The sequence below is a fragment of the Eikenella sp. NML070372 genome (assembly GCF_001648415.1).
In the GTDB taxonomy this organism is placed as follows: domain Bacteria; phylum Pseudomonadota; class Gammaproteobacteria; order Burkholderiales; family Neisseriaceae; genus Eikenella; species Eikenella exigua.
In genome coordinates this window covers 31069-56334 of sequence record NZ_LXSN01000006.1, presented here as the reverse complement: position 1 = coordinate 56334, position 25266 = coordinate 31069, and the positions used below count along the sequence as shown (strand labels likewise).

Here is a 25266-nt window from a genome sequence, read left to right as displayed (position 1 = left end):
CAGCCGCTTTGGAAATGCGCTTCCGCTATGAATTAATTACACAACCACATACCAAACAGAGAAAATCATGGCCAAACAAACCCCCATCTATCTCGACTACGCCGCCACCTGCCCCGTAGACAAACGCGTGGCCGAAAAAATGATTCCCTATTTGAGCGACATCTTCGGCAACCCCGCCTCCAACAGCCACACATTCGGCTGGACGGCGGAAGAAGCTGTTGAAAAAGCCCGTGCCAACATCGCCGCCCTGATTAACGCCGACCCCAAAGAAATCGTCTTCACCAGCGGCGCGACTGAGTCCGACAACCTCGCCATCAAAGGCGCGGCAAACTTCTATAAATCCAAAGGCAAACACCTCATCACCGTCAAAACCGAACACAAAGCCGTGCTCGACACCATGCGCGACCTCGAACGCCAAGGTTTTGAAGTCACCTACCTCGGCGTACAAGAAAACGGCCTGATCGATTTGGACGAACTCAAAGCTGTCATCCGACCCGACACCATCCTGATTTCCGTGATGTGGGTGAACAACGAAATCGGCGTGGTTCAAGATATCCCCGCCATCGGAGAAATCTGCCGTGAACAAAAAATCATCTTCCACGTCGATGCCGCCCAAGCCTGCGGCAAAATACCTGTGAACGTTGAAGCCGCCAAAATCGACTTACTGTCCATGTCCGGACACAAAGTGTACGGCCCCAAAGGCATCGGCGCACTATACGTCCGCCGCAAACCCCGCGTCCGCCTCGCAGCCCAAATGCACGGTGGCGGCCATGAACGCGGCTTCCGTAGCGGCACCCTGCCCACCCACCAAATCGTCGGCATGGGCGAAGCCTTCCGCATCGCCAAAGAAGAACTCGCGCAAGATATGGCGCACTACACCAAACTGCGCGACATTTTCCTCAAAGGCATCGAAGGCATCGAAGAAGTCTATATCAACGGCGACCTCGAACACCGCGCCCCGAACAACCTGAACGTCAGCTTCAACTTTGTCGAAGGCGAAAGCCTGATTATGGCGGTGAAAGAACTTGCTGTATCCAGCGGCTCCGCCTGTACCTCCGCCTCGCTCGAACCCAGCTACGTCCTGCGCGCGCTCGGCCGCAACGACGAACTGGCGCACTCATCTCTGCGCATCACCTTCGGCCGCATGACCACCGAAGAAGAAGTGCAGTTTGCAGCAGAACTGATTAAATCCAAAATCGGCAAACTGCGCGAGCTTTCTCCGCTGTGGGAGATGTTTAAGGAAGGAATTGATTTGAGTACGGTAGAGTGGGCAGAACATTGATTTGCTCTCAAAGAGAAGGCTGGCTGAGATTTATCTACCAATCCTAGCAAGTAGGTTGGGTTAAAAACCCAACAATAGCAAAATCCTTTTTTCAGGTAGCCTTAATTCCACATTAAACTTTGAAGAACACAACCATGAACGACCAAGAACTAGACCTTGATAATTTGGATGCCCACTCGAAGACTTCGATGGTATCACCGTGGAAGGCGGCACTGATCCTGAAAACAACGATGACGGCTGTGAAGGCGGTGCGTGCAAAATTTAGCCGCCCCATTTGAGCTTCGCAGGAATCTGTTTTGCCCGTTTTAATTTCGTTGAAACTAGAACTTTAGCTTCGCAGAAACTCCGTTTTCAGGTAGCCTTAATCCAATCACAAACCATCATAATTTTTAATAAGGAAACACATCATGGCATACAGCGATAAAGTTATTGACCACTACGAAAATCCGCGCAACGTCGGCACGCTTGATAAAGACGACAACAACGTTGGCACCGGCATGGTGGGTGCGCCCGCCTGCGGCGACGTGATGCGCCTGCAAATCAAAGTGAACGATCAAGGCATCATCGAAGATGCGAAATTCAAAACCTACGGTTGCGGCTCGGCCATTGCCTCGTCCAGCCTGATTACCGAATGGGTGAAAGGCAAAAGCCTGGACGACGCGCTGGCGATTAAAAACAGCGAAATTGCCGAAGAATTGGAATTGCCGCCCGTGAAAATCCACTGCTCGATTTTGGCGGAAGACGCAGTGAAAGCCGCCGTGGCCGATTATAAAAAGAAAAAAGGCGTATAACTATGGCCGGTGGCTGGGCGCCCGACGGCGCGGAACAGGCGCAAATTGATGCCAATTTAGACGATGCATTAGCCGCCGCCCGGCGACATTTGCCCTCCGGCGAAAGCGCCTGTGAATGCACCGAATGCGGCGAACCCATTCCCGAAGCCCGCCGCCGTGCCCTGCCCGGCGTGCAGTTGTGCATTACCTGCCAAGAAGAGGCCGACAAACAGCAGCAATTCCGCTCCGCCTACAATCGGCGCGACAGCAAGGACAGCCAGCTGAAATAGGCTACCTGAAACTGATGGTTTCATAGCAACCGAGTTTCCTGACAACGCGCCTGCTCGGGCATCGATGCCGTGTATGATCGTTTTACTGTCTGATGACGGTTTTCAGGTAGCCTGCCCCAAAAAACCTGCCGACACCAATACGGAACAAACCTATGTTTACCCTAGAAGAAACCCAATCCCTGCTCGCCGAAAAAGGCATTGGCAAAACCGTACTGCAACGCTTGCAGCAAATGAGTTTGGACGATGTGGCCAAACTGGCCGTCGCTGATGCTGCCGATATATTAGAGCAGAGCGCGGCGCTCACCGGCAGCACTTGCTGGAAAAATAGCCCACAGGCCAAAGCTGCTGTAGTCGCCGCCATTGCCTGGGCGGTAAACCGACAAAAAGGCTACCTGAAAACCTGATATTGTTTTTCAGGTAGCCTCTTAAGAACCTAAAACAAAGGAAACCCCATGATTACACTCACACCCAACGCTGCCGAACACATCCGCAGCTTCCTTACCAAGCGCGGCAAAGGCGAAGGCATCCGCATCGGCGTGAAAACCAGCGGCTGCTCCGGCATGGCCTACACGCTGGAATTTGCCGATGAAATCCTGCCCGATGATTTGGTGTTTGAAGGGCACGGCGTGAAAGTATTGGTTGATCCGAAAAGCCATATCTATCTCGACGGCACCGAGCTGGACTTCACCAAAGAAGGCTTGCAGGAAGGCTTCAAATTCGCCAACCCGAACGTGAAAAACGAATGCGGTTGCGGCGAAAGCTTTAATGTTTGAGCCCTTGGATTAGCGCATCAGAAGGCTACAATGCGGCCGTTTCTTTGATTGGGATTGATGATGGCAACCCGTTCCAAATCCTCCAAAAGCTGGCTGAACGAGCACGTGAACGACCCCTATGTGCATCAGGCGCAGAAAGACGGCTATCGTGCCCGGGCGGCATACAAATTACTGGAAATCAACGATAAAGACAAGTTGATTAAAAATGGCACTGTGTTGGCCGATTTGGGCAGCGCGCCGGGCAGCTGGTCGCAGGTGGCGGTTAAGCTGGCGGGGTCGCAGGGCAGGGTGTTTGCATTGGATATTTTGCCGATGGAGCCGATTGTGGGCGTATCGTTTATCCAAGGCGATTTCCGCGAAAACGAGGTGCTGGAGGAGTTGGAAAACTTGCTCGAAGGCCGCGCGCTAGACCTTGTAATTTGCGATATGGCACCCAATATGTCGGGCAATGCGGTAACCGACCAGGCGCGCAGCTATGTTTTGTGCGAGCTGGCGCTGGATTTTGCCGCCGAGCATCTGAAAACCGGCGGCAATATGCTGGTGAAAGTGTTCCAGGGCGCGGGATTTCAGGAATATATGCAGGCCATGCGCGGGGTGTTTGCCCAAGTGCAGGTGCGCAAGCCCAAGGCCTCGCGCAGCCGTTCCAGCGAAGTGTATCTGCTGGGCAGGAGTAATCGGTAAATCGGCAAGGTACTGGTTATCATCTGTTTTTTATTTGTGGCATTTATATAGTTAGGAGCTTGTTACCGTGCGTAACACCGTTAGGACGATTTTGGTTTGGCTGTTTCTAGCCGGGGTGCTGCTTGCCTCGGCCCAAACGTTGCTGGGCAAGAGGGAAGACAAACAGCTGATCAACTATTCGCAGTTTATCCAGCAGGTAAACAAAGGCGAAGTGGCCAAGGTGGATATTGAAGGCACGCTGCTGAGCGGTTATGTGATTAAAGGTGAGCGCACCGACAAATCCAAGTTCTATACCAATGCGCCGATGGACGACAAACTCCTGACGATGCTGCAGGACAAGAACGTTGATTTCCGATACATCCCCGAAGAAAAACCCGGCCTGTGGAGCAATATTTTCTTCACCAGCCTCTTGCCGGTGCTGTTGCTGATTGGCGCTTGGTTTTACTTTTTGCGCATGCAAAACGGCGGCGGGGGCAAAGGCGGGGCGTTTTCCTTCGGCAAAAGCCGTGCTCGGCTGCTGGATAAAGATGCCAACCGCGTAACCTTCGCCGATGTGGCCGGTTGCGACGAGGCGAAAGAAGAAGTGCAGGAAATCGTGGATTACCTCCAAGCGCCAAACCGCTATCAGAGCTTGGGTGGCCGTGTGCCGCGCGGAATTTTGCTGGCCGGCAGCCCGGGTACAGGTAAAACTTTGTTAGCCAAGGCGATTGCCGGCGAAGCAGGCGTGCCATTTTTCAGCATATCCGGCTCGGACTTTGTGGAAATGTTTGTGGGCGTGGGCGCTTCCCGCGTGCGCGATATGTTTGAGCAGGCTAAGAAAAATGCGCCCTGTATCATCTTTATCGATGAAATCGATGCCGTGGGCCGCCAGCGTGGTGCCGGTTTGGGTGGCGGCAACGATGAACGCGAACAGACTTTGAACCAGCTGCTGGTGGAGATGGATGGTTTTGAAAGCAATCAAACGGTTATCGTGATTGCTGCCACCAATCGCCCGGATGTACTCGACCCAGCCTTGCAGCGCCCCGGCCGTTTCGACCGCCAAGTGGTGGTGCCGTTGCCTGATATCCGCGGCCGCGAACAGATTTTGAAAGTGCACGCCAAGAGAGTGCCACTGGATGCTTCGGTGGATTTGGTGTCGCTGGCGCGCGGCACACCCGGTTTTTCCGGTGCGGATTTGGCTAACTTGGTGAATGAGGCTGCACTGTTTGCCGGCCGCCGCAATAAAATCAAGGTTGATCAGAGCGACTTTGAAGATGCCAAAGACAAAATCTATATGGGCCCCGAGCGGCGCAGCATGGTGATGCATGAGGACGAAAAACGTGCCACCGCTTATCACGAAGCCGGCCATGCCATCGTGGCCGAGAGCCTGCCGTTTACCGATCCGGTGCATAAAGTAACCATTATGCCGCGCGGCCGTGCGCTGGGCTTGACCTGGCAGCTGCCGGAGCGCGACCGCATTTCGATGTATAAAGACCAAATGCTCAGCCAGCTGGCTATCCTGTTTGGCGGGCGTATTGCCGAAGATATTTTTGTCGGCCGCATTTCCACCGGTGCGTCCAACGATTTCGAACGCGCCACGCAGATAGCGCGCGAAATGGTAACGCGTTATGGCATGAGCGAAAAAATGGGTGTGATGGTATATGCCGAAAACGAAGGCGAAGTGTTCCTTGGCCGCAGCATTACCCGCTCACAGCATATTTCCGAGAAAACTCAGCAGGACGTGGATGCTGAAATCCGCCGCATTCTGGACGAACAATATGCGGTGGCCTATAAAATTTTGGATGAAAATCGCGATAAAATGGAAACCATGTGTAAGGCATTGATAGAATGGGAAACCATCGATCGCGATCAAGTGCTGGAGATCATGGAAGGCAAGCAGCCCAGTCCGCCGAAAGACTACAGCCACAATGTGCGTGGCGGCAACGACGCCGATGCCGGCAGCGCTGAGGCAACAGATGCAGGCGAAACTGACCAGCCTCTTGCCGAACCCGCTCCGGCTTTGGCAGATGAGGCTGCCGAGCAAGACCAAGCTGCCGTTCCGCTGAACGCACAGGCTGCAGAAGAATCGGAGCAGCAAGAGGCCGCTGCCGACAAACAGCTTTAAAATCACGGTGTATTATTTTCCTGCCAACACATCCGATGAAAGGAAAAACAATGAGCCAAAACGAAAACCTCCAGCCCGAATCCGCCGATAACAATGCACCGCAAGTGCAGGATGATACCGAGCTGAAGGTGCTCAACAATGCCGACAACAACAACGGCGAAACCACCGAAAGCGGTTGCTGTGGCGTTTGTGGCAGCTAAGTTTGGTTGGTTCTTTTGATAAAGAAGGCTACCTGAAAGTTTCAGGTAGCCTTTTTAATCTTACTGCCGAACGGTACTCAGCCCTTACCCTTGCCGCCTGGCGGCCATGCGCTTGCCGATGATGTGCAGTTCGGCTTCAGGGATTTTTTGGTCGCCTAGGTCGAACAGCTGCTCTTCGCGCGGAATATGGAAGTCGTAGCCGGCAGTGAAGCGGGTGATGAGCTCGGGGTTGGGCGGCGTGCCGTCGGCGAGGGAGGCCAGGTGTTGGTTGAGCAAATCCCAGCTGCTGTGCAGGGATTGGTGTTCGCTTTCCAATTCTTGGATCAGCGCCTTGGCTTCAGGGGTGTATTGCAGCAGTAGGGGAAAGAAATCTTCTTCTTCGTCTTGGTGGTGTAGAAGAGCGGCTACGTTGGAATAGTGACAGATTTGGGTAACGGCTTGCTCAGCTACAGTTGTAGCCGTGCTGTTGCAGATAGTCGGGCAGGGCGTGCAGCTGGCTGCAGAAGCGTTTTACTTTGCCATGGCAGGCGCGCAGCATGGCGGTTGGCTGCTCGAAGGTAACGGAGTGGGTGTTGAATAAGTCCATGATGTGTATTGTTGAAGCTACCTGAAAAGCAAAATGCTGCCGTAATACGGCAGCAGTGTCAATGTGCGGGCAGGGTTGAGTGCGCGGTGGCAAAACTGCGGCTATTGCAGATTGTTTTTGCCAGCAGCAGCCTGATGGTTATCGCTGTGGTTGCCTAGGTAGGAAACGGCCAAATCGGCGCAGCAGCCGCAGCAGGTGGCCACGCCCAAGGCGTTTTGCAGGTCAGTAAGGCTGGTGGCTCCGGCGGCAACGGTTTCTTGAATCTGGCGGTCGGAAATGGCATTACAAACACAAACAAACATGAGTGTGCCCCTTAAAAATAGTTGTTCTATTGATAATCAGTATTATTGGTGTATAGTAATGGAAACTAATTTAGTATGGCAATAGGTTTTTACGTAAATGGGAGGGCAGGGAAAAGTTGCAGTTGTAGCCTTAGGTATATAGCTAAAGCACTTCTCTATCCTACTGCGTTGGCTCGCCTTGTATGAGTGCTTCAGCTATGGCCTTTCTGGCTGCTACAAACCTTCTCTGCTATTTGGCCAAACTAACATAAAAGGCTACCTGAAATTTAGCTTCGTAGAAGCTGGAGCTTTCAGGTAGCCTTATTATGTTGGCAGGATGAGCTTTACCCACTATTCTCTGTGTAATGATGGGCTATATATCCCCCCTACTCCGGCTCAGAATCTGCCTGCCCGTTTAAAACGGGCAAGGCCAAGATTTCGCCGTTTCCGCCCACGAATTCAATTTCACACCCATCTTTATCCGTATATATCCACAATCACGCTGTGTGTGCTGACAGACAGGCGGTGTTCGGGAATGTCTCTAATCAGTTCAACTACTCTATCTTGCTGGCAGAAAGTGTCCCTATTTGCAATGCTGGCCAGATGCCGTGTGGCGGCAGCAGAAGCCGGCCCCGGCCGTACAGCTGCTCTTCCAAGACCAATGCCGCAGGCAGAAAGGCAAATTGGTGCGGCATGGCGGTGATGGTGTGATTGATTGCAGCGGTACTTATCCGCCAGCCGTGCCACTGGGGTGGCAGGCTACCTGAAACTTGCCACCACACGCTGCCTTCCTGCTCCCCCTGCCCTGCCTGCTCGTAGATCCAGCCCAGCAGCACGGTTTGCTGCGGCATAGCAAGCATTTCATTCAGGGCGGCATACAGTGGGCTGAGGTAATCGTCGGCATAGGCGGCAAGAAACACGCTGTTTCCGCTGCTGCCGAGGATTTGCGCCAGCTGGAAAGTGGCGGCATTGTGGAGGTTGGCCATGAAGTCGAGCGGCGAGGGCTGGCAGGCGGCAAGTTTCTGCTGCATCGCGGCCATGCGGGAAGGAGAACTGAACGGCGAGGCGCCGAGCAGGGTAAGCAGGGTGAAACGGCTCAGACGGCGTGCATCGATGCCGTATTGCTCGCGCAAAAGGCGTCGCAGCTCGCCATCGGGCTGCTGCGGCTCGGCGATAAAGCGGGCGGTGGCTTGGAGATAGGCCAGTGTTTGGCTTGGGTGCAATGGATTCGACATCATCAAATATACTTTTCAGGTAGCCTTAACCCTGCCAATCCAACACCCAGGCGCAATGGCTGCCGCCGAAGCCGAGGAAATAGTTCAGATAGCTGCCGTTTGGTAGCAGCTGACCGTGCAGGGGGGCAGCGAGCAGGGCTTGGGCAGCGGCGGTGCAAGAGGTGGCGAAGCTGAATATGTTAGGGCTGTGCAAACAGTTTTTCAGGTAGCCTGCGATTTCACACAGAGTATAGCGTTCTTCTTCGGGGCTGGCAGCCGGCTCGGCTTCGCGGTCGGACATCACATAGGAGGTAGAACCGATGAACACGGGAATACCGGCCAGGTTGTCTGCATCCCAGCCAGCCTCAGCAGCGGCTTGGCGGATTTCGGCCTCAATCCAGCCGCACAACTGCGCCAGCGTGGCCGGAGCGGCGGGGAAGGCGGCGAAATACGGCAGCTCGCGCGGCTGCCCTAGGCCTTGGGCGGTGCGAAGGGTGGGCGGCAAGAATGAGGTTTCAGGTAGCCCGAACGGGCGGCTGCCCTGCCCTTGTGCGCACCAATAGCTGCTGCCGCACAAATAGGCGGCTCGGGATGGAGTGTTTGCGGTGTTCATTTTTCAGGTAGCCTCAAGCGGTCTGCCCGGCGTTTCCAGCAATTCCCATTCATACTCCGCCTCATGGATGGCCAACGCATAGCCGTTTTCAAGATACAGCGCGAAATCGTCGTGTTGTTCAAACCAATGATCCAAAGCGGCCTGCAAGGCGGGAAATGCGCGCCCAGAAGCCGAAGCCGTTTTCGCTTAAGCTTATCCACGCCGTATCGGCAAGCAAGGCGCGTACCCGGCACAGCATTTCGACGCGGGCGGCTTGGTGCTGGGCTTGGCGGAGCGGGCGGTCGATGATGCCGTTTTGATGGAACGGGAACGCAACGGCAGCCGGGTGGGCGGTGCGGTAGATACCGCTTGTCGACAAACTGGTGGGCAATGTCGCCATCTGTGGATTGGATATCGGCAATGTTTAAAAAGGAATAGCGCTGCCGCAAGCGAACTTGGGCGTTGCGTTGTTGGAGGTGGGCGATTTTAGGGTTCATGGTTACACCCTTAAGGCTACCTGAAAATCGGCCAGGCGGCTTTCATCGACCAGCTGCACTTTCAGCTTCTCGTTTTGCAGGGCTTGCAGAAACTGTTGGTTGAGCTGGCTGTCGGGTTTGCCGAGCAGCACGATTTGCGCGTCGGGATTGAGGTTTTCCCGGCTGCTGCTCAAAGCGGCCGACATAATCAGCATAAACAGAATCGGCATCACAAACAGCACGGCCACGCCGTGCAGGTCGTGGCTGAGCAGCTTGAGTTCTTTGGCAATGGCGGCGGCTAACATGAGGCCGGTCTCGCGGGGAAGGATGGTTGCATATGGTTAATTATATGATGTTTGTTGTTTTCAGGTAGCCCTTGCTTGCGGGCGGCCGCTTTCTTTTCAGGTAGCCTGTTTGGCCAAAAAGTCCAAATAAAAGCTTTCCAGCGAAGCAAAGCCGAAACGGCAGGCTTCGGCGGCGTAGCCTTTATCTTGCAGCGCGGCCAGCAATTCGGCGGGCGTATCGGTATCGAAATGCAGGGTACCGTCGGCGGCACGGCGGCCTTGCAACGCGGCCAGCTCGGCATCGGGCAGCGGCGGCACGGTGCGCAGGGCCAGACCAGATTGCCCGCCTTGGCGCAGCACCTCATGCAAGCCGCCGTGATACACCAGCCGCCCGCCTTGCAGCAGCGCAATATCGCGGCACAACAGCTCGATTTCCTGCAAATAATGCGAGGTGTACACCACCGTGATGCCCTGCTGCGTGAGCGCGGCCACGCTATCCAAAATAAAGCGGCGCGATTCGGGGTCGATGCCCACGGTGATTTCGTCTAAAAAATCAGCTTGGGGCGGTTGATGAGGCCTATGGCGAAGTTTAAGCGCCGCTTCAGGCCGCCGGAGAGGTGTTTGGCCAACTTGGCGCGGTGTGCAGCCAGGCCGGCCTGCTCCAGCAGGGTTTTCAGGTAGCCTTCGTCGCGCACTGCATACAGCGCGGCGAAAAAGCGCATATTGTCCCACACCGAGAGCAAGGGATAAAAAGCAAAATCCTGCGGCACCAGCGAAATACGCTGCCGCTCTTTAGCCGGCAGCCTGCCCAGCGGCACGCCGTCAAACAAAATCTGTCCGCCCTGCACCGGCAACAGCCCGGCCAAAAGCGACATCAGCGTGGTTTTGCCCGCGCCGTTGGGGCCGAGCAGGCCCAGCGCTGCCCCTTCGACTATCGGCAGGCTCACGCCGTTGAGCGCATTTTCCTGCGCCTGCGGGTAGCGATAGGTAATTTCCTGTATTTCAATCATAAATTTCTAACTTTTAAGCCAAAGCAACGACAACCGGCCGTTGTGTTCGGCTACCTGAAAAATAAATCAGAATAATAGCCCAAATTCGCTTGAAACTGCCTCCTAAAGTTTCTACAATCGGTTCTCCTTCTCAACTCGACCTCAAAGGATACTGATATGAGTACAATGAAAGCTGCAAGATGGTACGGCCGTCGCGACATCCGCGTGGAAGACGTAGCCGTTCCCGAAATCACACGCCCGTCACAAGTGAAAATCGCTGTGAAATACACCGGCATCTGCGGCAGCGACCTGCACGAATACCTCGGCGGCCCTATCTTTATCCCGGTAGAGAAAGAGCATCCCTATTCCGGCCGCAAAGCCCCGCTCACGCTCGGCCACGAATTTGCCGGTGAAATCGTGGAAGTGGGCGCTGGCGTAACCAACGTGAAAGTGGGCGACCGCGTAACCGTTGAGCCGATTTTGGCCAAAGACGGCCTCAAAGGCAAATACAACCTCGACAAAAATCTCGGCTTCGTCGGCCTGGCTGCCGACGGTGGCTTCACCAGCTACTGCGTGGTAGACGGCGAATTGTGCCACAAATTGCCCGACAGCATCGACTACGAACAAGGTGCGCTCACCGAGCCTGCCGCTGTGGCTCTGTATGCCGTGCGCCAGAGCAAACTCAAAGCCGGCGACACCGCTGCCGTATTCGGCTGCGGCCCCATCGGCCTGCTCACCATCGAAGCCCTGCGCGCTGCCGGCGCAACCACCATCTACGCCATCGAGCTTTCTCCTGAGCGTCAGGAAAAAGCCCGCGAACTGGGTGCCGTGGTCATCGATCCCTCCAAAGTAAACGTGGTGGAACACATCAAAGCCGAAACCGACGGCGGTGTGAACGTATCGTTTGAAGTAACCGGCGTCGCCCCCGTGCTGAAACAGGCCATCGAAGCCGTGGAAAACGACGGCGAATGCGTGATCGTAAGTATCTGGGAAAACGAAGCTTCCATCCACCCGAACGAAATCGTGATCAAGGAAAAAACCGTGAAAGGTATCATCGCCTACCGCGATATTTTCCCGGCCGTGCTGCAACTGATGGAACAAGGCTACTTCCCGAAAGACAAGCTGGTTACCAAACGCATCAAGCTGCAAGACATCGTGAGCGAAGGCTTTGAAGCCTTGGTGAAAGAGAAGAGCCAAGTGAAGATTTTGGTGTCTCCGAACTAAGCGCACAGTTGGCTTAAACCGAACAGCCGCCCGCAGGGAAACTTGCGGGCGGTTTTGTGTGAAAGGCTACCTGAAAAATGGATTTCAGGTAGCCTTCGGTGCGGTGGCGTGCAGGCATTAAATATACCCTGCGGAATCTCAAATAGCCCTTACGCCCACATGGATCCAAACAATTGGAAATAATCGGGAAAGGTTTTGTTCACGCATTGCGGGTCGTTGATATATACAGGCACGCCGAGCAGGGAAACCAGCGAGAAGCACATGGCCATGCGGTGGTCGTCGTAGGTGTCGATGCGGGCGTTGGCGGCCATGCGGGGCGGCGGGGTGATGTGGATGGCTTCGGCTTCCTCTTCCACCCGTGCGCCGAGTTTGCGCAGTTCGGCGGCCATAGCGGCGATGCGGTCGGTTTCTTTCACGCGCCACGAGCCGATGTTGCGCAGGCTGCAACGCGCGCCAGCCGCAAGAGCCACCACGGCCAGGGTCATTGCTGCGTCGGGAATATGGTTGGCATCCAAATCGAAGGAGCGGATGCACTGGTCGGGGCGGCGGGCTACCTGAATATAATTTTCGCCCCACTCCACGGCGGCGCCGATTTTTTCCAGCTCGGCGGCAAACGCGGTATCGCCCTGGATACTGTGCCGCCCGATGCCGTTCACGCGCACGGGGGCAGCGGCAAGCAGGCCGGCGGCGAGGAAATAAGATGCGCCGGAGGCATCGCCTTCCACATGGAGAGTGGCCGGAGCATGGTAGCGGGCGCTTTCAGGTAGCCTGAACAGGCGGTGGCTGTCGTGGGCTACCTGAACGCCGAATTGTGCCATCAGTTTGAGTGTAATGTCGATATAGGGTTTGGAAATCAGCTCGCCCTGCACTTCGATTTCGTGCGCCTGGCCGGTGAGCGGCAAAGCCATCAGGAGGGCGGTGAGGAATTGGCTGGACACGTTGCCGCGCACGGTAATGCGGCTCTGGCCGCCGGCCTGCCGCTTGTTGATGTGCAGCGGCGGATAGCCTTCCCAGCCTTCGTAGCGGATAGTTGCCCCGGCTTGGCGCAGGGAATCGACCAAATCGCCGATGGGGCGTTCGTGCATCCGCGCCACGCCGTGCAGGCGGTAATCGCCGCCAAGCAGAGCCAGGGCGGCGGTAAGCGGACGGAAGGCGGTGCCGGCGTTGCCGAGGAACAAATCGGCCTGCCGCTGCGGGAAACGGCCGCCGCAGCCGTGTACGTTGTAGCTGCTGCCGCCATGATGTTCGATGCGGACGCCAAGGCTTTGCAGCGCAACGAGCATATGGCGGGTGTCGTCGGCGTCGAGCAGGTTTTCAATGCGGCAGGCGTTGTCGGACAGGGCGGCCAACAGCAGGGTGCGGTTGCTGATGCTTTTAGAGCCGGGCAATGTGATGGCGGCAGGGCGCAGGCGGGCGGCGGGTAGATAGAGGGAATCGGTCATGATGGGATGAGCTTGGGATAGAGTGGGAAGCTGGCTGCCAACAGGCAGCTGGTTTTATAGTGGAATGGCTGCTTTCAGGTAGCCTTTTGTTTTTGTGTTTTCGGGCTACCTAAAATTTTGGCTGGTTGATTTTTCAGGTAGCCTCTTTCTTGGTCTAAAGGCTACCTGAAACAACCGCCCTACTCTGCCGCCGCCATTTCCAGCATTTCGGCGGCATGGCGGCGGGTGGTGTCGGTGAGGGTTTCGCCGCCGAGCATGCGGGCGATTTCTTCGACGCGCGCACTGCCTTCGAGCTCGCGGATGGTGCTCACGGTTTGCCCGCCGCCGCTGTGTTTGCTCACCTGCCAATGCTGCACGCCGCAGGCGGCCACTTGCGGCAGGTGGGTAACGGCGAGCACTTGGTGCTGCCGCCCCAACGTGCGCAGGGCACGGCCAACGGTTTCGGCCACGCCGCCGCCGATGCCACTATCCACTTCGTCGAAAATCAGGGTGGGAATCTGCGTGTATTGGCTGGCGGTTACCTGCAGGGCCAGGCTGATGCGGGCCAGTTCGCCGCCGGAAGCAACTTTGTTCAACGGCCGCAAGGGGCTGCCTTGGTTGGCGGCTACCTGAAACTGCACCTGCTCCAGCCCGTATGCCTGCGCTTCGCATGGAATGAGCTCGATGTGGAAACGTGCGCCGCGCATGGAAAGCTGCTGCATGTGTTCGGTGGTTTCTTCGGCCAGTTTGGCGGCGGCCTGCTGCCTTTGGGCGGACAGCTCGCGCGCGGGCTGCCGATAGGCGGCTTCGGCCAGGCGCACTTGTTCGCGCAGGGCTTCGATGTCGGCGGCGGCTTCGGAATCGGCCAAATCCTGCTGCAGCTGCGCCAGGCGGGCAGGCAGCTCTTCTGGCTCGATGCGGTGGCGGCGGGCGGCAGACATCAGTTCGGCCATACGCTCTTCCTGCGCGGCCAATTCGGCGGGGTTGATTTCGGCACGGGCGGCCACGCTGTGCATGTGGCTGCTGATTTCGCCCAGCTCGGCCTCGATGCTGTCGAGCATTTCTAGGCTTTCGGCAAAACGCGGCTCGATGCCGGAGAGGCTTTCCAGCTGGCGGCGGCAGCGCCCGGCCAGGCTGTGCAGGCCGCTGTCGCCGTCGATGTGGGTGGCCACTTCTTCGGCAGCCTGCAACAGCTCAGCAGCATGCGCCAGGCTGTCGTAGCTTTGCGAAAGCTGCGCCCATTCGCCTTCCACCGGGGCAAGTTTTTCCATTTCGCCCACCTGCCAGGCCAGCCGTTCGCGCTCTTCGGCCAAACGCTCGCCCTCGGCCTCGGCGGTGGCCAAATCCTCCTGCGCCTGCCGCCATTGCCGATAGGCGGCTTGCACTTGTTCGGCCAAGGGTTTGCTGTTGGCAAAAGCGTCCAGCAGATCGCGCTGCACGGCTTCGCTGTTGAGCGAGTGGTGCGCGCTTTGTCCGTGGATGTCCACCAGGCGGCTGCCGATTTGGCGCAGTTGGGCCAAGGTGGCGGCCTGATTGTTGATGAAGCTGCGGCTGCGGCCTTTGCTGTCGATGGTGCGGCGGATGGAAAGCTCGACCTCGTCTGCACCGAGCAGGCCTTGTTCGCAGAGTTCGGCGCGCAATTCGGGCAGGCCGCTCAAGTCGAACAGGGCGGAAAGCTGCGCTTCGGGGCAGCCGTGGCGGATTTGGCTGTAGTCGGCCTTATCGCCGAGCAGCAGGCTGAGTGCATCGAGCGTAATGGATTTGCCCGCGCCGGTTTCGCCAGTGAGCACGGTAAAGCCGGGCTGAAAATCCAAATGGAGTTGCTCAACAATCACAAAATCGCGCAAAGAGAGGGCAAGCAGCATGGTGTTCTCGAAAGAAAAAGGTGAGACGGATTATATAACAGGCTACCTGAAAACCGAGAGGCTACCTGAAAACGGTTTTTCAGGTAGCCTTTTGCTGTGTATCTTGGGATTACAGCAATGCGTCTACAAACTCGCGGGTGTTGAACGGGCGCAAGTCGTCGATACCTTCGCCCACGCCGATAAAGCGCACCGGTACGGGGCGGCGGCTGGCCAGCGCAGCCAGCACGCCGCCTTTGGCCGTGCCGTCGAGCTTGGTCACGATGAGGCCGGTGAGCCCCAATGCATCATCGAAAGCAATCACTTGGTTCACGGCGTTTTGGCCGATATTGGCATCCAGCACCACCACGATCTCATGCGGCGCGTCGGGCATGGATTTCTGCAACACGCGCTTCACTTTTTTGATTTCTTCCATCAAATGGGTTTGCGTGGGCAAGCGGCCGGCGGTGTCGGCCAGCACGATGTCGATACCGCGCGCCTTGGCGGCTTCCACGGCATCGAAGCAGACAGCAGCAGAATCGCCAGAAGCTTGGGAAATCACGGTAACGCCGTTGCGCTCGCCCCATTCGGCCAACTGCTCGCGGGCAGCAGCACGGAAAGTATCGCCGGCGGCCAATAGCACGCTTTTACCCTGGGCTTGGAAATATTTGGCCAGCTTGCCGATGGAAGTGGTTTTGCCCGCACCGTTGATGCCGGCGAGCATAATCACAAACGGCCGTTTGTCTGCCGGCAGAGCCAATGGCTGCTCCAACGGTTTAATCAGCTCGTAGATGGCATCTTTCAATGCACCGCGTAGTTCTTCACCGTCTTTCAGGCCGCGCAGGCTCACGCGCTGGCGTACTTCTTCCATCAAATGATCAGTGGCTTCAATGCCCATATCGCTGGTGAGCAACACAGTTTCCAACTCTTCATACAGGTCTTCGTCTATCTTGCCGCCGCCAAACACACCGGCCAGCGACTTGGCCATTTGCTGGCGCGATTTGCTCAAGCCTTGTCTGAGTCGGTCGGCCCAGCCGAGCGAGGCGGACTGTTCAGGCGAAGGTTCGGTAGTGATTGCTTCTGCAATTGATGAAGCAGCCAGTTCAGCGGCTTCCTGTTCACTGAATGCTAGTTCGTTGGTTGACTGCTCATCAGAGGCATATTCATCGATCGAAGCAACTTCTTCAGCCGTGGCAATGGATTGTTCAGCCAAGACTTCCGGTTGCACGAGCGGTGCTTCAGCATTCGCTACCTCTGTAGCTGCAGTTTTATGCACCAATGTTTTGTTGGGCAAGTCAGTCGATTTCGATTCGGCAACAGAAATTTCAGCAGCAAATGTTGGGGCAGCGGATTGCTCTGCTGTTTTTGGGGCAGATTGTGCCGCAACCTCATCTGGTCGAACTGCTTCTTCAACGGCCTGCACTAACTCAGCTTTCTGTTGCGGGGCAGTTGGTTGCGCTTTGCGTTTTTTAAAAAATCCAAATACCATCTGGTTGGTTATACTCCATAAACAAACCGGTTTACCAACCGGCAATGGAACAAAGGCTACCTGAAACAGATTGGCTGTATTTTCAGGTAGCCTGGCGTGCGGCACTCATTGCGTGTCGGATAGGCGTTTAGCTGCTTTCCAAATCTACAATGCTGCGTGCGGCACGGCGGGCGTCGAGCAAGATCAAGCCTAGTTTGGCACTTTCTCGGGCAGTTACTACCAATACAGTGTCTTCACCGGCTTGAATCAGCAGGATGTAGCCATCGGTGCCTTTCACAATCACCTGCTCCAATTCGCCACATAGTAGCTCTTTGGTGGTACGGTTGCCCAAGGCCAGCAACGCGGCAGACATAGCACCCACACGATCCGGGTCAATATTGGCCTGGAGTATAGAGGCAATCGGCAAGCCGTCACTGGAAATAACAGCGGAAGCGGTAATATCAACAGACGAGCTGTTCAAATCGCTCAATACGGAAGAAACTAATTGTTGTTGCATATCGTGTTTTCCCAATAATTTAGAGTGCTTCAATCTGGTTAGCAGAATCAACGATTTGATACAGCGCCCGCACTAAAGATACAAATTCATCTTTATGCAGCTGCGGTACGCCGCCAGTAACCAGGATAAATTTCAAATCACCGATATACAGCGGGAAGAAAGTCAGCTCGCTCTGGCCTGACGGATCACAAATGCCCACTGCATTGTGGTAGATATTCAGGTTGTTCTTAATCAAGAGGCTATGCTGTTCATACAAGCGCACGGCTTCACTGGCCAACACTGCGATTTCTTCAGCAGCTTCGTGGTTGAAACCGGAGCTGGAAAAATAGAAACCGTCTTGATCTACCAATAATGCCTTCTGCACATCAGAGAGGTGCGTCAGGATATTGGGCAGGCCGGTGCCGCTGAGCAAATCGGTTTTTTTGTCTGGCTCGTCTTCACCATACAAAAATTCCAAACGCTGCATACGGTACAACAAGTTAAGTGCGGCATCAATATCGTTGGTTTGCGCCCAACGCAATAAATTTTCCCGGCCGACAGTTTCCTGCTCGCCAGCCTGCAGAATACCGCCCAGCAGAGTACGGCTAGCGCTTTGGCCTTTATTGGAAACCGCATAGTATGCGCCAGCGGGAGTTACTCGTGGGTATAGATTAGGCTGCAAAAGTAGTGTCGAATCCATTTTTATACCTCTAAACCAGGATCAATTGAATACAGCATCGCAGTAACCAGCTGTTTCACATCGTTTTCATTCCGCGCATCAATTTCAAATACCGGCACGTTCATGCCGTATTGCAGCAGGTATTTCTGATACACCTCGATACCGGGCGTGGCTTTCAAATCCATCTTGGTTACACCCACAACCACAGGTGCGGTTTTGAGCAAATCACTAAACGAATCCAAGAAGAATTTCAGGTCTTTCAAAGGATTGGACCGGGTATTATCCAACAGCAACACCAAGCCCATACTGCCTTGGCTCAAAATGTCCCACATGAAATCAAAACGTTCCTGCCCAGGCGTGCCGTACAAATGCACCTTGGTATTCTCATCTAAGTGAATCACACCGTAGTCCATGGCCACGGTGGTGTGGCTTTTCATGGAGGTAGTCATATCAGATGCACGGGCATCGGTCTTAATCGGTGGGTCGTCTGACAGTGCAGCAATAGCGGTAGTTTTCCCCACGCCGACCGGGCCTGTAAAAATAATCTTATTCTCTGCCATGTTATATTCCTTTATCGGCCAATAATTTTATTCATCAAACGTTGCAGCAGTCCGCGCTGTTTCGGCACTTCTTCATCGCCACTATCTTCATGTGCTCCGGCATGAACTCTCTCCGGACGCTGTATAGTTTGCGTTTGGGCGGCAGCCCTAGCTTGCCCTGCTCCAGTAGTTTGAGGCTCAGTTTGTCCAGCTGATTCCACAATCAGATGGTCGGTAACATAGACTGCAGTAAGATAATCAGCCAAATCTTTGTTATCGATAAGCATCAGCTTGTGCAGGATAGTCAGGCTACCTGAAGCCTTGGTTAAGAAGGCAGATAGGCGCATTGATTCGGCAAGCGGTGCCAAACGAGTCAGGTTTGGCCAGTTGCGAACTTTGAATACTGTATTTTTGTTGATGACTTTGGGAAAACGGCCATTACCTGTCCAAATAGCCAGCTGCCACAAGCAAGCGCTGATGGAGAGTTTGGCCTTAGCCTTCAAATGTTCTTCTGTGATTACTCGTGTCTGCAAATCAACAAATTTTTGCTCACACAAAGATTGGAGTGTTTCAGAATCGGTTGCCAGCAACACTTTCTGAACAGAAGGGAACACCAACAGCACAGGCTTACCATTGTGCATCACTGCCACATCGTTATCCTGCTTGGCTGCTTTGCGCACTTCGCCCAACAAGCCGCTGTCTTCATCAAAATGTTCGATAGTAATGTTGGCTGAATGAGATTGTGTGGCTGCTGGTTCAGTCTCTTGTGTTGCCTGTCTAGAAACATGAGCAGCTGAGCTGCCACTACTACTAGCTACCCAAATACCATTACCCTGTTGCAAGTTCTTCAAGTTCAAAAACAGAGTATCGAACTTAATTGGTTTGGCCAAATAAGGAGCGGTTACCGGAGGCGGAGAACTGGAGAAATACACCACTTTCGCATCTGGAAACTGGTTTTTTGCATCTTTCCAAATCTCTACATCGGTATCGGCATCGGCCAATACCATATCCGGCTGAATACCCTGCTCCACCGTAACCAGTTCATAATTGGTGATGCCGTGCATTTTGAATGCCATGCGGAACATCGCATATTGGCGCTCATCCATGCCCAACAGCATAATGTGAACCGTCTTCACTTGGGGGATTGCGTTATTAGTCATTTATTATGTCCGAACAGAACCGTAGTTGATTTTTTGTAGCAACTGGCTCATTGCCAATACTACCTCCTCTGGCGGATGCTGGATATTGGCACGTATCTTATGCAATACCTGCTCCAAGCGCTCCCACTCTTCCGCACGTTCGCAAATATCGAACAGCGTGATATACAGCTGCGATTCGCTGGGGTATTCCAAAATCGACTCTTCCAGCAAATTCATTGCTTCATCCAGCTGACCGTACATCAATAACGATTCGACATCACGCAACACTTTCTCTGCCGGCGTGTGTTTTACGCTGACATCATCAGTACGTGTTCTAATAAGGGGTTTGCGGTGCGCTTTTTGGGTACTGGTGCCTCGATCCAAGAAACCGTTGGCAATCCCGATTTCGCGCAATTGAGCCTCATTCGGATTAGCTTCCAACTGAGTAAAGATAGGGTGTTCACCTAGGTTGAGACCCCAGCCCAGCATCCTTTCCTTCACTTGGCGGCCATATTGGCCTAATGTGTAGTAGAGCTGCCAAAGATGTTGGGCAAATCGGTCGATATTTTGATTTTTATAATCCAAACTCAGCGCATCAATAATCAATGCAGCCGGTTTGTTAGCTTGGCGGATAGCCTTATTGGCATAGCTGACTGCCGCATCATAGGCAAGCCTGTCCTTCATCAGGCGATAGCCAGATTCAGGCTCCATAAAGCCCATCAGAGCGGCTTTTTCTTCATCGTGCACAAGAATAGCACCAGCATATTTGGAATTGGTCACCAACTCTTTGCGGGATTGGGTGGGAGCTGAATCTGCCACTTTCTGCTCGTTCTCGACTTCTGCAACCGCACGACGGCTTTTCTGCTTGCTTTGCGCCGGAGCATCCAGCCCGCTGCGTTCGCCGATTTCGGCAGAGGTTTGCTGCACACCCCAGCCCAGTACTTCTTCAGCCAACACGCGTAGATTAAGGTTGTTTTTATCTACAGCCAAACCTTGTTTGATATAGTCCTCGGTTTGTGCTTTGGTGAGCAGGTTGCCGAACTGGCGCAAAGTTTCGGCCAATTCATCCGGCTTTTTAGCATCCAGCCACAGCTGCACCAGCTCATTAACTAAAGAGCTGCGCATACCGTCGCTCACGACTACCGAGCCAGAAGTTAGATATTGAGACAGCGATTCGGCAGCTTTTTCGTGGTAACCGAATTGCTTATAGACTTTATATTCCGTCAGTGCATCCACTTCCTGCGACACATTGGCAGCCTCTTCCACTTCCACATCAGGTACAGCTTCCCAACCCCAGTCTTCGCTCACTTCAACCTCTTCAGGCTCGGATAACGAAGCGGCTACAGACTGTCGATCTGCCGCTGGAGCCGATTTCTTGCTGGCCACCCTAGCGGCAGCACGCTTACTTCTGCCTTTTTTCTCTTCATCAACAGCGGCTTTTGCCTGCTGTTTCTGGCGGCGTTGAACAAAAATCAAGCCGGCTAAAACCACCAATAGCGGAATCAGAATCATCAGATCCATTTATCCCACCCTCCCTAAACATAATTGAATGAAAATATTCATCCTACTTCTCTTATTACGTCTTTCCAAATACAAATGTTGAAAATTCAGCCTAAAGTATATATTAATTTACACGTTCTATTCAAACGGATTCACGAAAACCGCCACCAAAAAGGAAGGGGTTGCACACCGACAGCGTATCTTTGTTCTCCTCCCAGCAGGCAATAACTGATAGGCAATTTTCACAGCAACACCCCGTTGGGCAACAACAACCAAACATAGCCTGTCTGCTTCATGCGGCCGGCCACCCTTCCTGCCTCATCGCCATACCCCCAAAAAAAGTCCACACGCACTGCGCCGTTGATAGCACTGCCGGTATCTTGCGCCATAATCAGGCGGTTGAGCGCATGGCCGGTTTCAGGATGCGCAGTGGCCAGAAACAGCGGTGCGCCCAAAGTGATGAAGCGTTTATCAACCGCGCCGGAATAACCGCCGCTCAATGGCACACCCAACGAACCAATCGGCCCGTCGTTGCCGTCCGGCAGTTGGCGGAAAAACACATAACTGGGATTTTTCCCCAACACTTCGGCCAATTTGTCCGGATGTGCACGCAGCCAATCGCGGATTTTCGGCATACTGGTTTGCGCCAGCGGCAGATAGCCTTTATCGGCCATATAACGCCCGATGGAGGCATAGGGATGGTCGTTTTTATCGGCAAACCCCAGGCGGATATAGCGGCCGTCCGGCGTACGGATTCGGCCGGAGCCTTGGATATGCAGGAAAAACAATTCAACCGGATCATCGGCATAAGCCAACACCGGCGCACTGCCGTTTACCGCGCCGGCATTGATTTGCGCACGGGTGTAATACGGCACGAAACGGCTACCTGAAACCCGTCCTTTCAAAGACCGGCTCTTCTCGCGCCCCGGGAAATCAGCCAGATTGGCCGTGTATTCGCCATTAGCGGCAATTTGGCCGCTGTTTCTGCCGGTGAGGCGGATACGCACCGTTCCCGATTGCGGCGCACCGGCCAGCGGCACAGTAACCAAATCGGCGGGCACGCCATAAATCGGGAATCGCGCCTGCGCCGTTTGCCGCGCACTACCGTGCAACACCGGCTCGTAGTAGCCGGTTATCATGCCGCCCAACTGCCCGTTGTGGCTCACTTCCCACGGCGTGAAATATTGCTCGAAAAACTGCTTAGCCGCTGCAGGCTGACTGCCCACCCTGTCGGCCTGGGCACACACATTCTGCCATTGCGGCTTGTTTTTCAAAGCAGTGCAGCTTTTGCGAAACGCATTCAAGCTGGCCGCAAAATCCTGCTGCGGCCACTGCGGCAACGCCGTAAACGACACCGCCTTATACCCCGCCGGGCTACCTGAAACCCGGTGCTGATAGCCTTCCGCATAACGCTGGCCGGGCGGCAAAGCCGGCATAGCGCCGACACCGCCGCCAGAAGGCTTAGGCCGGCTATGGAAAAAACAGCCGCCCAGCAGCAATGCCGACAGCAGCAGCCAGCCGTTACGAGAAGAAAGAAATTTTCCTGCCATTTCCGTTTTCATTCCATGAAGTTGAATTTATACCACTGAAAGAAATCGATAAATAATATATAAACATCGCTGCGCGCCCCGTGCCGCTTTAAGTGCATTCCAGCCAAATCCTGCCCGTTTACGGCGGCTGAAGGCGCAAACGGGCAGGATTTAACCACCCGCCCAAGCCGTCGGGCAAATCATTTTACAAGCACAAACATTTCGCCCGCCGCCGCATCGGCTACAATACCGCCTTTCGCTTTTCCATTTTTCAGGTAGCCTTTCATGAGCCGCAAAAGCGCCGTATCCCCCATGATGCAGCAGTATCTCGACATCAAAGCCCAACACGCCGACAAACTCTTGTTCTACCGCATGGGCGACTTCTACGAGCTCTTCTTCACCGACGCCGAAGAAGCCGCCCGCCTGCTCGACATCACCCTCACCACCCGCGGCCAAATCAACGGCGAACCCATCAAAATGGCCGGCGTGCCGCACCATGCGGCCGAACAATACTTGGCCAAACTGGTCAAACTCGGCCGCAGCGTGGCCATTTGCGAGCAAGTGGGCGAAGTGGGCGCCAATAAAGGCCCCGTAGCGCGCGAAGTGGTGCGCATCATTACCCCCGGCACGCTCACCGATGCCGCCCTGTTGGAAGACAAAGAAACCAACCGCATCGCCGCCGTGGCTTGGAACGGCAAGGCCAAGCAGCCGGTCGGCCTCGCCTGGGCCTCCCTGCAAAGCGGCGAATTCAAAGCTAAAATCATCACCCCGGCCCAGCTGCCCGACGAACTCGCCCGCTTGCAGGCTGCAGAAGTATTGCTGCCCGACCAAGCCGCCGCCAAATTAAGGCTACCTGAAAACTGCAACCCCACCCGCCTGCACGACTGGCAATTCGCCCCCGACAGCGCCCACACCCTGCTCACCGACTACTTCGGCTGCCAAGACCTGCTCGGCTTCGGCCTCCAAACCGGCGAACACGACCCCGCCATCGGTGCCGCCGGCGCCCTGCTCAACTACATCCGCCACACCCAATCCCGCCTGCCGCGCCACCTCGACAACCTCAGCCTCGAAACCGAACAGCAATACATCGGCATGGATGCCGCCACCCGCCGCAACCTCGAAATCACCGCCACCCTGTCCGGCAAAAAAGAGCCTACCCTCTTCTCCACCCTCGACCGCTGCGCCGGCAACATGGGCAGCCGCCTGCTCGCCCAATGGCTGCACAACCCCTTGCGCAACCGCGAACACATCCGCGCCCGCCAAGAAGCCGTATCCGCCCTGCAAAGCGATTATTCCGCCCTGCAAGGCTACCTGAAAACCATCGCCGACATCGAACGCATCGCCGCCCGCATCGCCGTAGGCTCCGCCCGCCCGCGTGACCTCTCCGGCCTGCGCGACAGCTTATTTACCCTCACCCGACTCAGGCTACCTGAAAGCAGCCTGCTCAACACCTTGGCTGACATCTTCCCGCAAGGCGCCGGTATTGCCGAGAAATTACAAGCCGCTATCCTGCCCGAGCCCGCCGTGTGGCTGCGCGACGGCGGCGTAATCAACCACGGCTTTTCCGCCGAGCTCGACGAGTTGCGCCGCATCCAAAACCACGGCAGCGACTTCCTGCTCGAACTCGAAGCCCGCGAACGCGAGCGCACCGGCCTCTCCACCCTCAAAGTCGAATACAACCGCGTGCACGGCTTCTACATCGAGCTTTCCAAAATCCAAGCCGCCGAAGCCCCCGCCGACTACCAGCGCCGCCAAACCCTGAAAAACGCCGAACGCTTCATCACCCCCGAGCTCAAAACCTTCGAAGACAAAGTGCTCAACGCCCAAGAGCGCGCCCTCTCCCTCGAAAAACGCCTCTACGACAGCCTGTTGCAAGAGCTCCAGCAGCAACTGCCCCTGCTGCAGCGTACCGCCAAAGCCGCCGCCGCGCTGGACGTCCTCTGCTGCTTTGCCCACTTTGCCGCCGAACACGATTACCACGCCCCCCGGTTCACCGACTACCCCGGCATCGAAATCGACAACGGCCGCCACCCCGTGGTTGAAGGCCAAGTGCCGCACTTCACCCCCAACCACACCCGCCTCGACCACAAACACCGCCTCATGCTGCTCACCGGCCCCAATATGGGCGGCAAATCCACCTATATGCGCCAAGTCGCCCACATCGTTTTGCTCGCCCACACCGGCAGCTTCGTGCCCGCCGAAGCCGCCCGCATCGGCCAAATCGACCAAATCTTCACCCGCATCGGCGCCTCCGACGACCTCGCCGCCAACCGCTCCACCTTCATGGTGGAAATGAGCGAAACCGCCTACATCCTGCGCCATGCCACCGAGCAATCCCTAGTGCTCATGGACGAAGTCGGCCGCGGCACCTCCACCTTCGACGGCCTCGCCCTCGCCCAAGCCGTGGCCGAACATTTAATCCAAAAAAACCAATCCTTCAGCCTGTTTGCCACCCACTATTTCGAGCTCACCCGCCTGCCCGAGCAGCACAGCGCCGCCGTCAATATGCACCTCTCCGCCCTGGAAGAAGGGCAAGACATCGTCTTCCTGCACCACATCGAGCCCGGCCCGGCCGAAAAAAGCTACGGCATCGCCGTGGCCAAACTCGCCGGCCTGCCCGCCCCCGCCCTCAAAGCCGCGCAGAAACACCTCGAACAACTCGAAGCCCAAGCCGCCGCCCACCGCCCGCAGATGGACATGTTCAACCTGCCCGAAGAAGCCGTGCCCGAACACAGCCCCGCCGAGCCCGCCCCGCCTGCCGCCCACCCCCTACTGCAAGAAATCGCTGCGCTGCATCCCGACGAACTCACCCCACGCCAAGCCCTCGACCTGCTGTATCAACTGCAAAAACAGGCTGTTGCCGCGCAGGAAGCTACCTGAAAATGCATGTATCAATTTCAGGTGACCT

The 25266-nt window shown here is 55.5% G+C and carries 26 protein-coding genes and 2 pseudogenes; 11 read left to right on the top strand and 17 right to left on the bottom strand.

Annotation, left to right across the window (positions count from 1 at the left end; genetic code table 11):
- Nucleotides 1-67: 67 nt before the first annotated feature.
- The 9 genes from A7P97_RS08085 (at nucleotide 68) to A7P97_RS10475 (ending at nucleotide 6100) form a co-directional block, all read left to right on the top strand.
- Complete coding sequence (locus A7P97_RS08085; protein ID WP_067529404.1) at nucleotides 68-1282, top strand: IscS subfamily cysteine desulfurase; 1215 nt, start codon at nucleotides 68-70, stop codon at nucleotides 1280-1282.
- Nucleotides 1283-1416: 134 nt separating this feature from the next.
- A complete protein-coding gene (locus A7P97_RS10480; protein ID WP_185737558.1) occupies nucleotides 1417-1560 on the top strand; it encodes a hypothetical protein in 144 nt (47 codons plus the stop codon).
- Nucleotides 1561-1689: 129 nt separating this feature from the next.
- Nucleotides 1690-2073: a Fe-S cluster assembly scaffold IscU gene (iscU, locus tag A7P97_RS08080; RefSeq protein WP_067447952.1), complete on the top strand. Its 384-nt coding sequence runs from the start codon at nucleotides 1690-1692 to the stop codon at nucleotides 2071-2073.
- Between the two features lie 2 nt (nucleotides 2074-2075).
- On the top strand, nucleotides 2076-2342 hold the full coding sequence (locus A7P97_RS08075; RefSeq protein ID WP_067529402.1) for a DksA/TraR family C4-type zinc finger protein: 267 nt from the start codon (nucleotides 2076-2078) through the stop codon (nucleotides 2340-2342).
- A 152-nt stretch (nucleotides 2343-2494) separates the two neighbouring features.
- On the top strand, nucleotides 2495-2746 hold the full coding sequence (locus A7P97_RS08070) for a recombinase RecA (protein ID WP_067529401.1): 252 nt from the start codon (nucleotides 2495-2497) through the stop codon (nucleotides 2744-2746).
- A 48-nt stretch (nucleotides 2747-2794) separates the two neighbouring features.
- Entirely contained in the window at nucleotides 2795-3115 is a 321-nt protein-coding gene (gene iscA, locus A7P97_RS08065; protein ID WP_049257904.1) for an iron-sulfur cluster assembly protein IscA, read from the top strand.
- 60 nt (nucleotides 3116-3175) lie between these two features.
- Nucleotides 3176-3796, top strand: a complete 621-nt coding sequence (locus tag A7P97_RS08060) for an RlmE family RNA methyltransferase (RefSeq protein ID WP_067529474.1) — start codon at nucleotides 3176-3178, stop codon at nucleotides 3794-3796.
- A 67-nt stretch (nucleotides 3797-3863) separates the two neighbouring features.
- Nucleotides 3864-5900, top strand: coding sequence for an ATP-dependent zinc metalloprotease FtsH (gene ftsH, locus A7P97_RS08055; RefSeq protein ID WP_067529399.1), 2037 nt, complete (start codon nucleotides 3864-3866; stop codon nucleotides 5898-5900).
- Nucleotides 5901-5950: 50 nt separating this feature from the next.
- The gene (locus tag A7P97_RS10475; RefSeq protein ID WP_167738608.1) at nucleotides 5951-6100 is read left to right on the top strand and encodes a hypothetical protein; all 150 of its coding nucleotides are present in this window, start codon (nucleotides 5951-5953) and stop codon (nucleotides 6098-6100) included.
- An 84-nt stretch (nucleotides 6101-6184) separates the two neighbouring features.
- On the opposite strand, the pseudogene A7P97_RS08050 reads toward A7P97_RS10475, so the two are convergent.
- From A7P97_RS08050 to A7P97_RS11080, 8 genes and pseudogenes are all read right to left on the bottom strand, one after another.
- A pseudogene (locus A7P97_RS08050) lies at nucleotides 6185-6686 on the bottom strand (hemerythrin domain-containing protein).
- A gap of 101 nt (nucleotides 6687-6787) precedes the next feature.
- Entirely contained in the window at nucleotides 6788-6988 is a 201-nt protein-coding gene (locus A7P97_RS08045) for a (2Fe-2S)-binding protein (RefSeq protein WP_067441055.1), read from the bottom strand.
- Between the two features lie 533 nt (nucleotides 6989-7521).
- Nucleotides 7522-8205, bottom strand: coding sequence for a hypothetical protein (locus tag A7P97_RS10470; RefSeq protein WP_067529398.1), 684 nt, complete (start codon nucleotides 8203-8205; stop codon nucleotides 7522-7524).
- Between the two features lie 22 nt (nucleotides 8206-8227).
- On the bottom strand, nucleotides 8228-8794 hold the full coding sequence (locus A7P97_RS08035) for a hypothetical protein (RefSeq protein ID WP_067529396.1): 567 nt from the start codon (nucleotides 8792-8794) through the stop codon (nucleotides 8228-8230).
- Between the two features lie 3 nt (nucleotides 8795-8797).
- A complete protein-coding gene (locus A7P97_RS10905; protein WP_255361636.1) occupies nucleotides 8798-8929 on the bottom strand; it encodes a hypothetical protein in 132 nt (43 codons plus the stop codon).
- Complete coding sequence (locus A7P97_RS08030) at nucleotides 8913-9173, bottom strand: hypothetical protein (RefSeq protein WP_125080054.1); 261 nt, start codon at nucleotides 9171-9173, stop codon at nucleotides 8913-8915. The genes A7P97_RS10905 and A7P97_RS08030 overlap by 17 nt, the downstream gene beginning before the upstream one ends.
- A gap of 99 nt (nucleotides 9174-9272) precedes the next feature.
- Nucleotides 9273-9554, bottom strand: a complete 282-nt coding sequence (locus tag A7P97_RS08025; protein WP_067529389.1) for a hypothetical protein — start codon at nucleotides 9552-9554, stop codon at nucleotides 9273-9275.
- 96 nt (nucleotides 9555-9650) lie between these two features.
- Nucleotides 9651-10543: pseudogene (locus A7P97_RS11080) on the bottom strand (ABC transporter ATP-binding protein).
- 156 nt (nucleotides 10544-10699) lie between these two features.
- Between A7P97_RS11080 and A7P97_RS08015 the strand changes: the two are divergent.
- Nucleotides 10700-11746, top strand: coding sequence for a 2,3-butanediol dehydrogenase (locus A7P97_RS08015; protein ID WP_023887256.1), 1047 nt, complete (start codon nucleotides 10700-10702; stop codon nucleotides 11744-11746).
- Between the two features lie 149 nt (nucleotides 11747-11895).
- On the opposite strand, the gene aroA is transcribed toward A7P97_RS08015, so the two are convergent.
- From aroA to A7P97_RS07970, 9 genes are all read right to left on the bottom strand, one after another.
- Complete coding sequence (aroA, locus tag A7P97_RS08010; protein ID WP_067529387.1) at nucleotides 11896-13188, bottom strand: 3-phosphoshikimate 1-carboxyvinyltransferase; 1293 nt, start codon at nucleotides 13186-13188, stop codon at nucleotides 11896-11898.
- Nucleotides 13189-13367: 179 nt separating this feature from the next.
- Nucleotides 13368-15032 (bottom strand): DNA repair protein RecN, encoded by a 1665-nt coding sequence (gene recN / locus A7P97_RS08005; RefSeq protein ID WP_067529385.1) that lies wholly within the window; start codon nucleotides 15030-15032, stop codon nucleotides 13368-13370.
- 109 nt (nucleotides 15033-15141) lie between these two features.
- Nucleotides 15142-16497, bottom strand: a complete 1356-nt coding sequence (gene ftsY / locus A7P97_RS08000; RefSeq protein ID WP_082887646.1) for a signal recognition particle-docking protein FtsY — start codon at nucleotides 16495-16497, stop codon at nucleotides 15142-15144.
- A gap of 127 nt (nucleotides 16498-16624) precedes the next feature.
- Complete coding sequence (locus A7P97_RS07995) at nucleotides 16625-16993, bottom strand: roadblock/LC7 domain-containing protein (protein ID WP_067529381.1); 369 nt, start codon at nucleotides 16991-16993, stop codon at nucleotides 16625-16627.
- A gap of 19 nt (nucleotides 16994-17012) precedes the next feature.
- The gene (locus A7P97_RS07990) at nucleotides 17013-17672 is read right to left on the bottom strand and encodes a roadblock/LC7 domain-containing protein (RefSeq protein WP_067441086.1); all 660 of its coding nucleotides are present in this window, start codon (nucleotides 17670-17672) and stop codon (nucleotides 17013-17015) included.
- 2 nt (nucleotides 17673-17674) lie between these two features.
- Nucleotides 17675-18211, bottom strand: a complete 537-nt coding sequence (locus tag A7P97_RS07985) for an ATP/GTP-binding protein (RefSeq protein ID WP_064089950.1) — start codon at nucleotides 18209-18211, stop codon at nucleotides 17675-17677.
- An 11-nt stretch (nucleotides 18212-18222) separates the two neighbouring features.
- Nucleotides 18223-19350 (bottom strand): hypothetical protein, encoded by a 1128-nt coding sequence (locus A7P97_RS07980; protein ID WP_067529379.1) that lies wholly within the window; start codon nucleotides 19348-19350, stop codon nucleotides 18223-18225.
- 3 nt (nucleotides 19351-19353) lie between these two features.
- The gene (locus A7P97_RS07975; protein ID WP_231865688.1) at nucleotides 19354-20841 is read right to left on the bottom strand and encodes a hypothetical protein; all 1488 of its coding nucleotides are present in this window, start codon (nucleotides 20839-20841) and stop codon (nucleotides 19354-19356) included.
- Nucleotides 20842-21071: 230 nt separating this feature from the next.
- The gene (locus A7P97_RS07970) at nucleotides 21072-22379 is read right to left on the bottom strand and encodes a murein transglycosylase A (protein WP_067529470.1); all 1308 of its coding nucleotides are present in this window, start codon (nucleotides 22377-22379) and stop codon (nucleotides 21072-21074) included.
- Between the two features lie 264 nt (nucleotides 22380-22643).
- Between A7P97_RS07970 and mutS the strand changes: the two genes are divergently transcribed.
- On the top strand, nucleotides 22644-25238 hold the full coding sequence (gene mutS, locus A7P97_RS07965; protein WP_067529376.1) for a DNA mismatch repair protein MutS: 2595 nt from the start codon (nucleotides 22644-22646) through the stop codon (nucleotides 25236-25238).
- Nucleotides 25239-25266 lie beyond the last annotated feature (28 nt).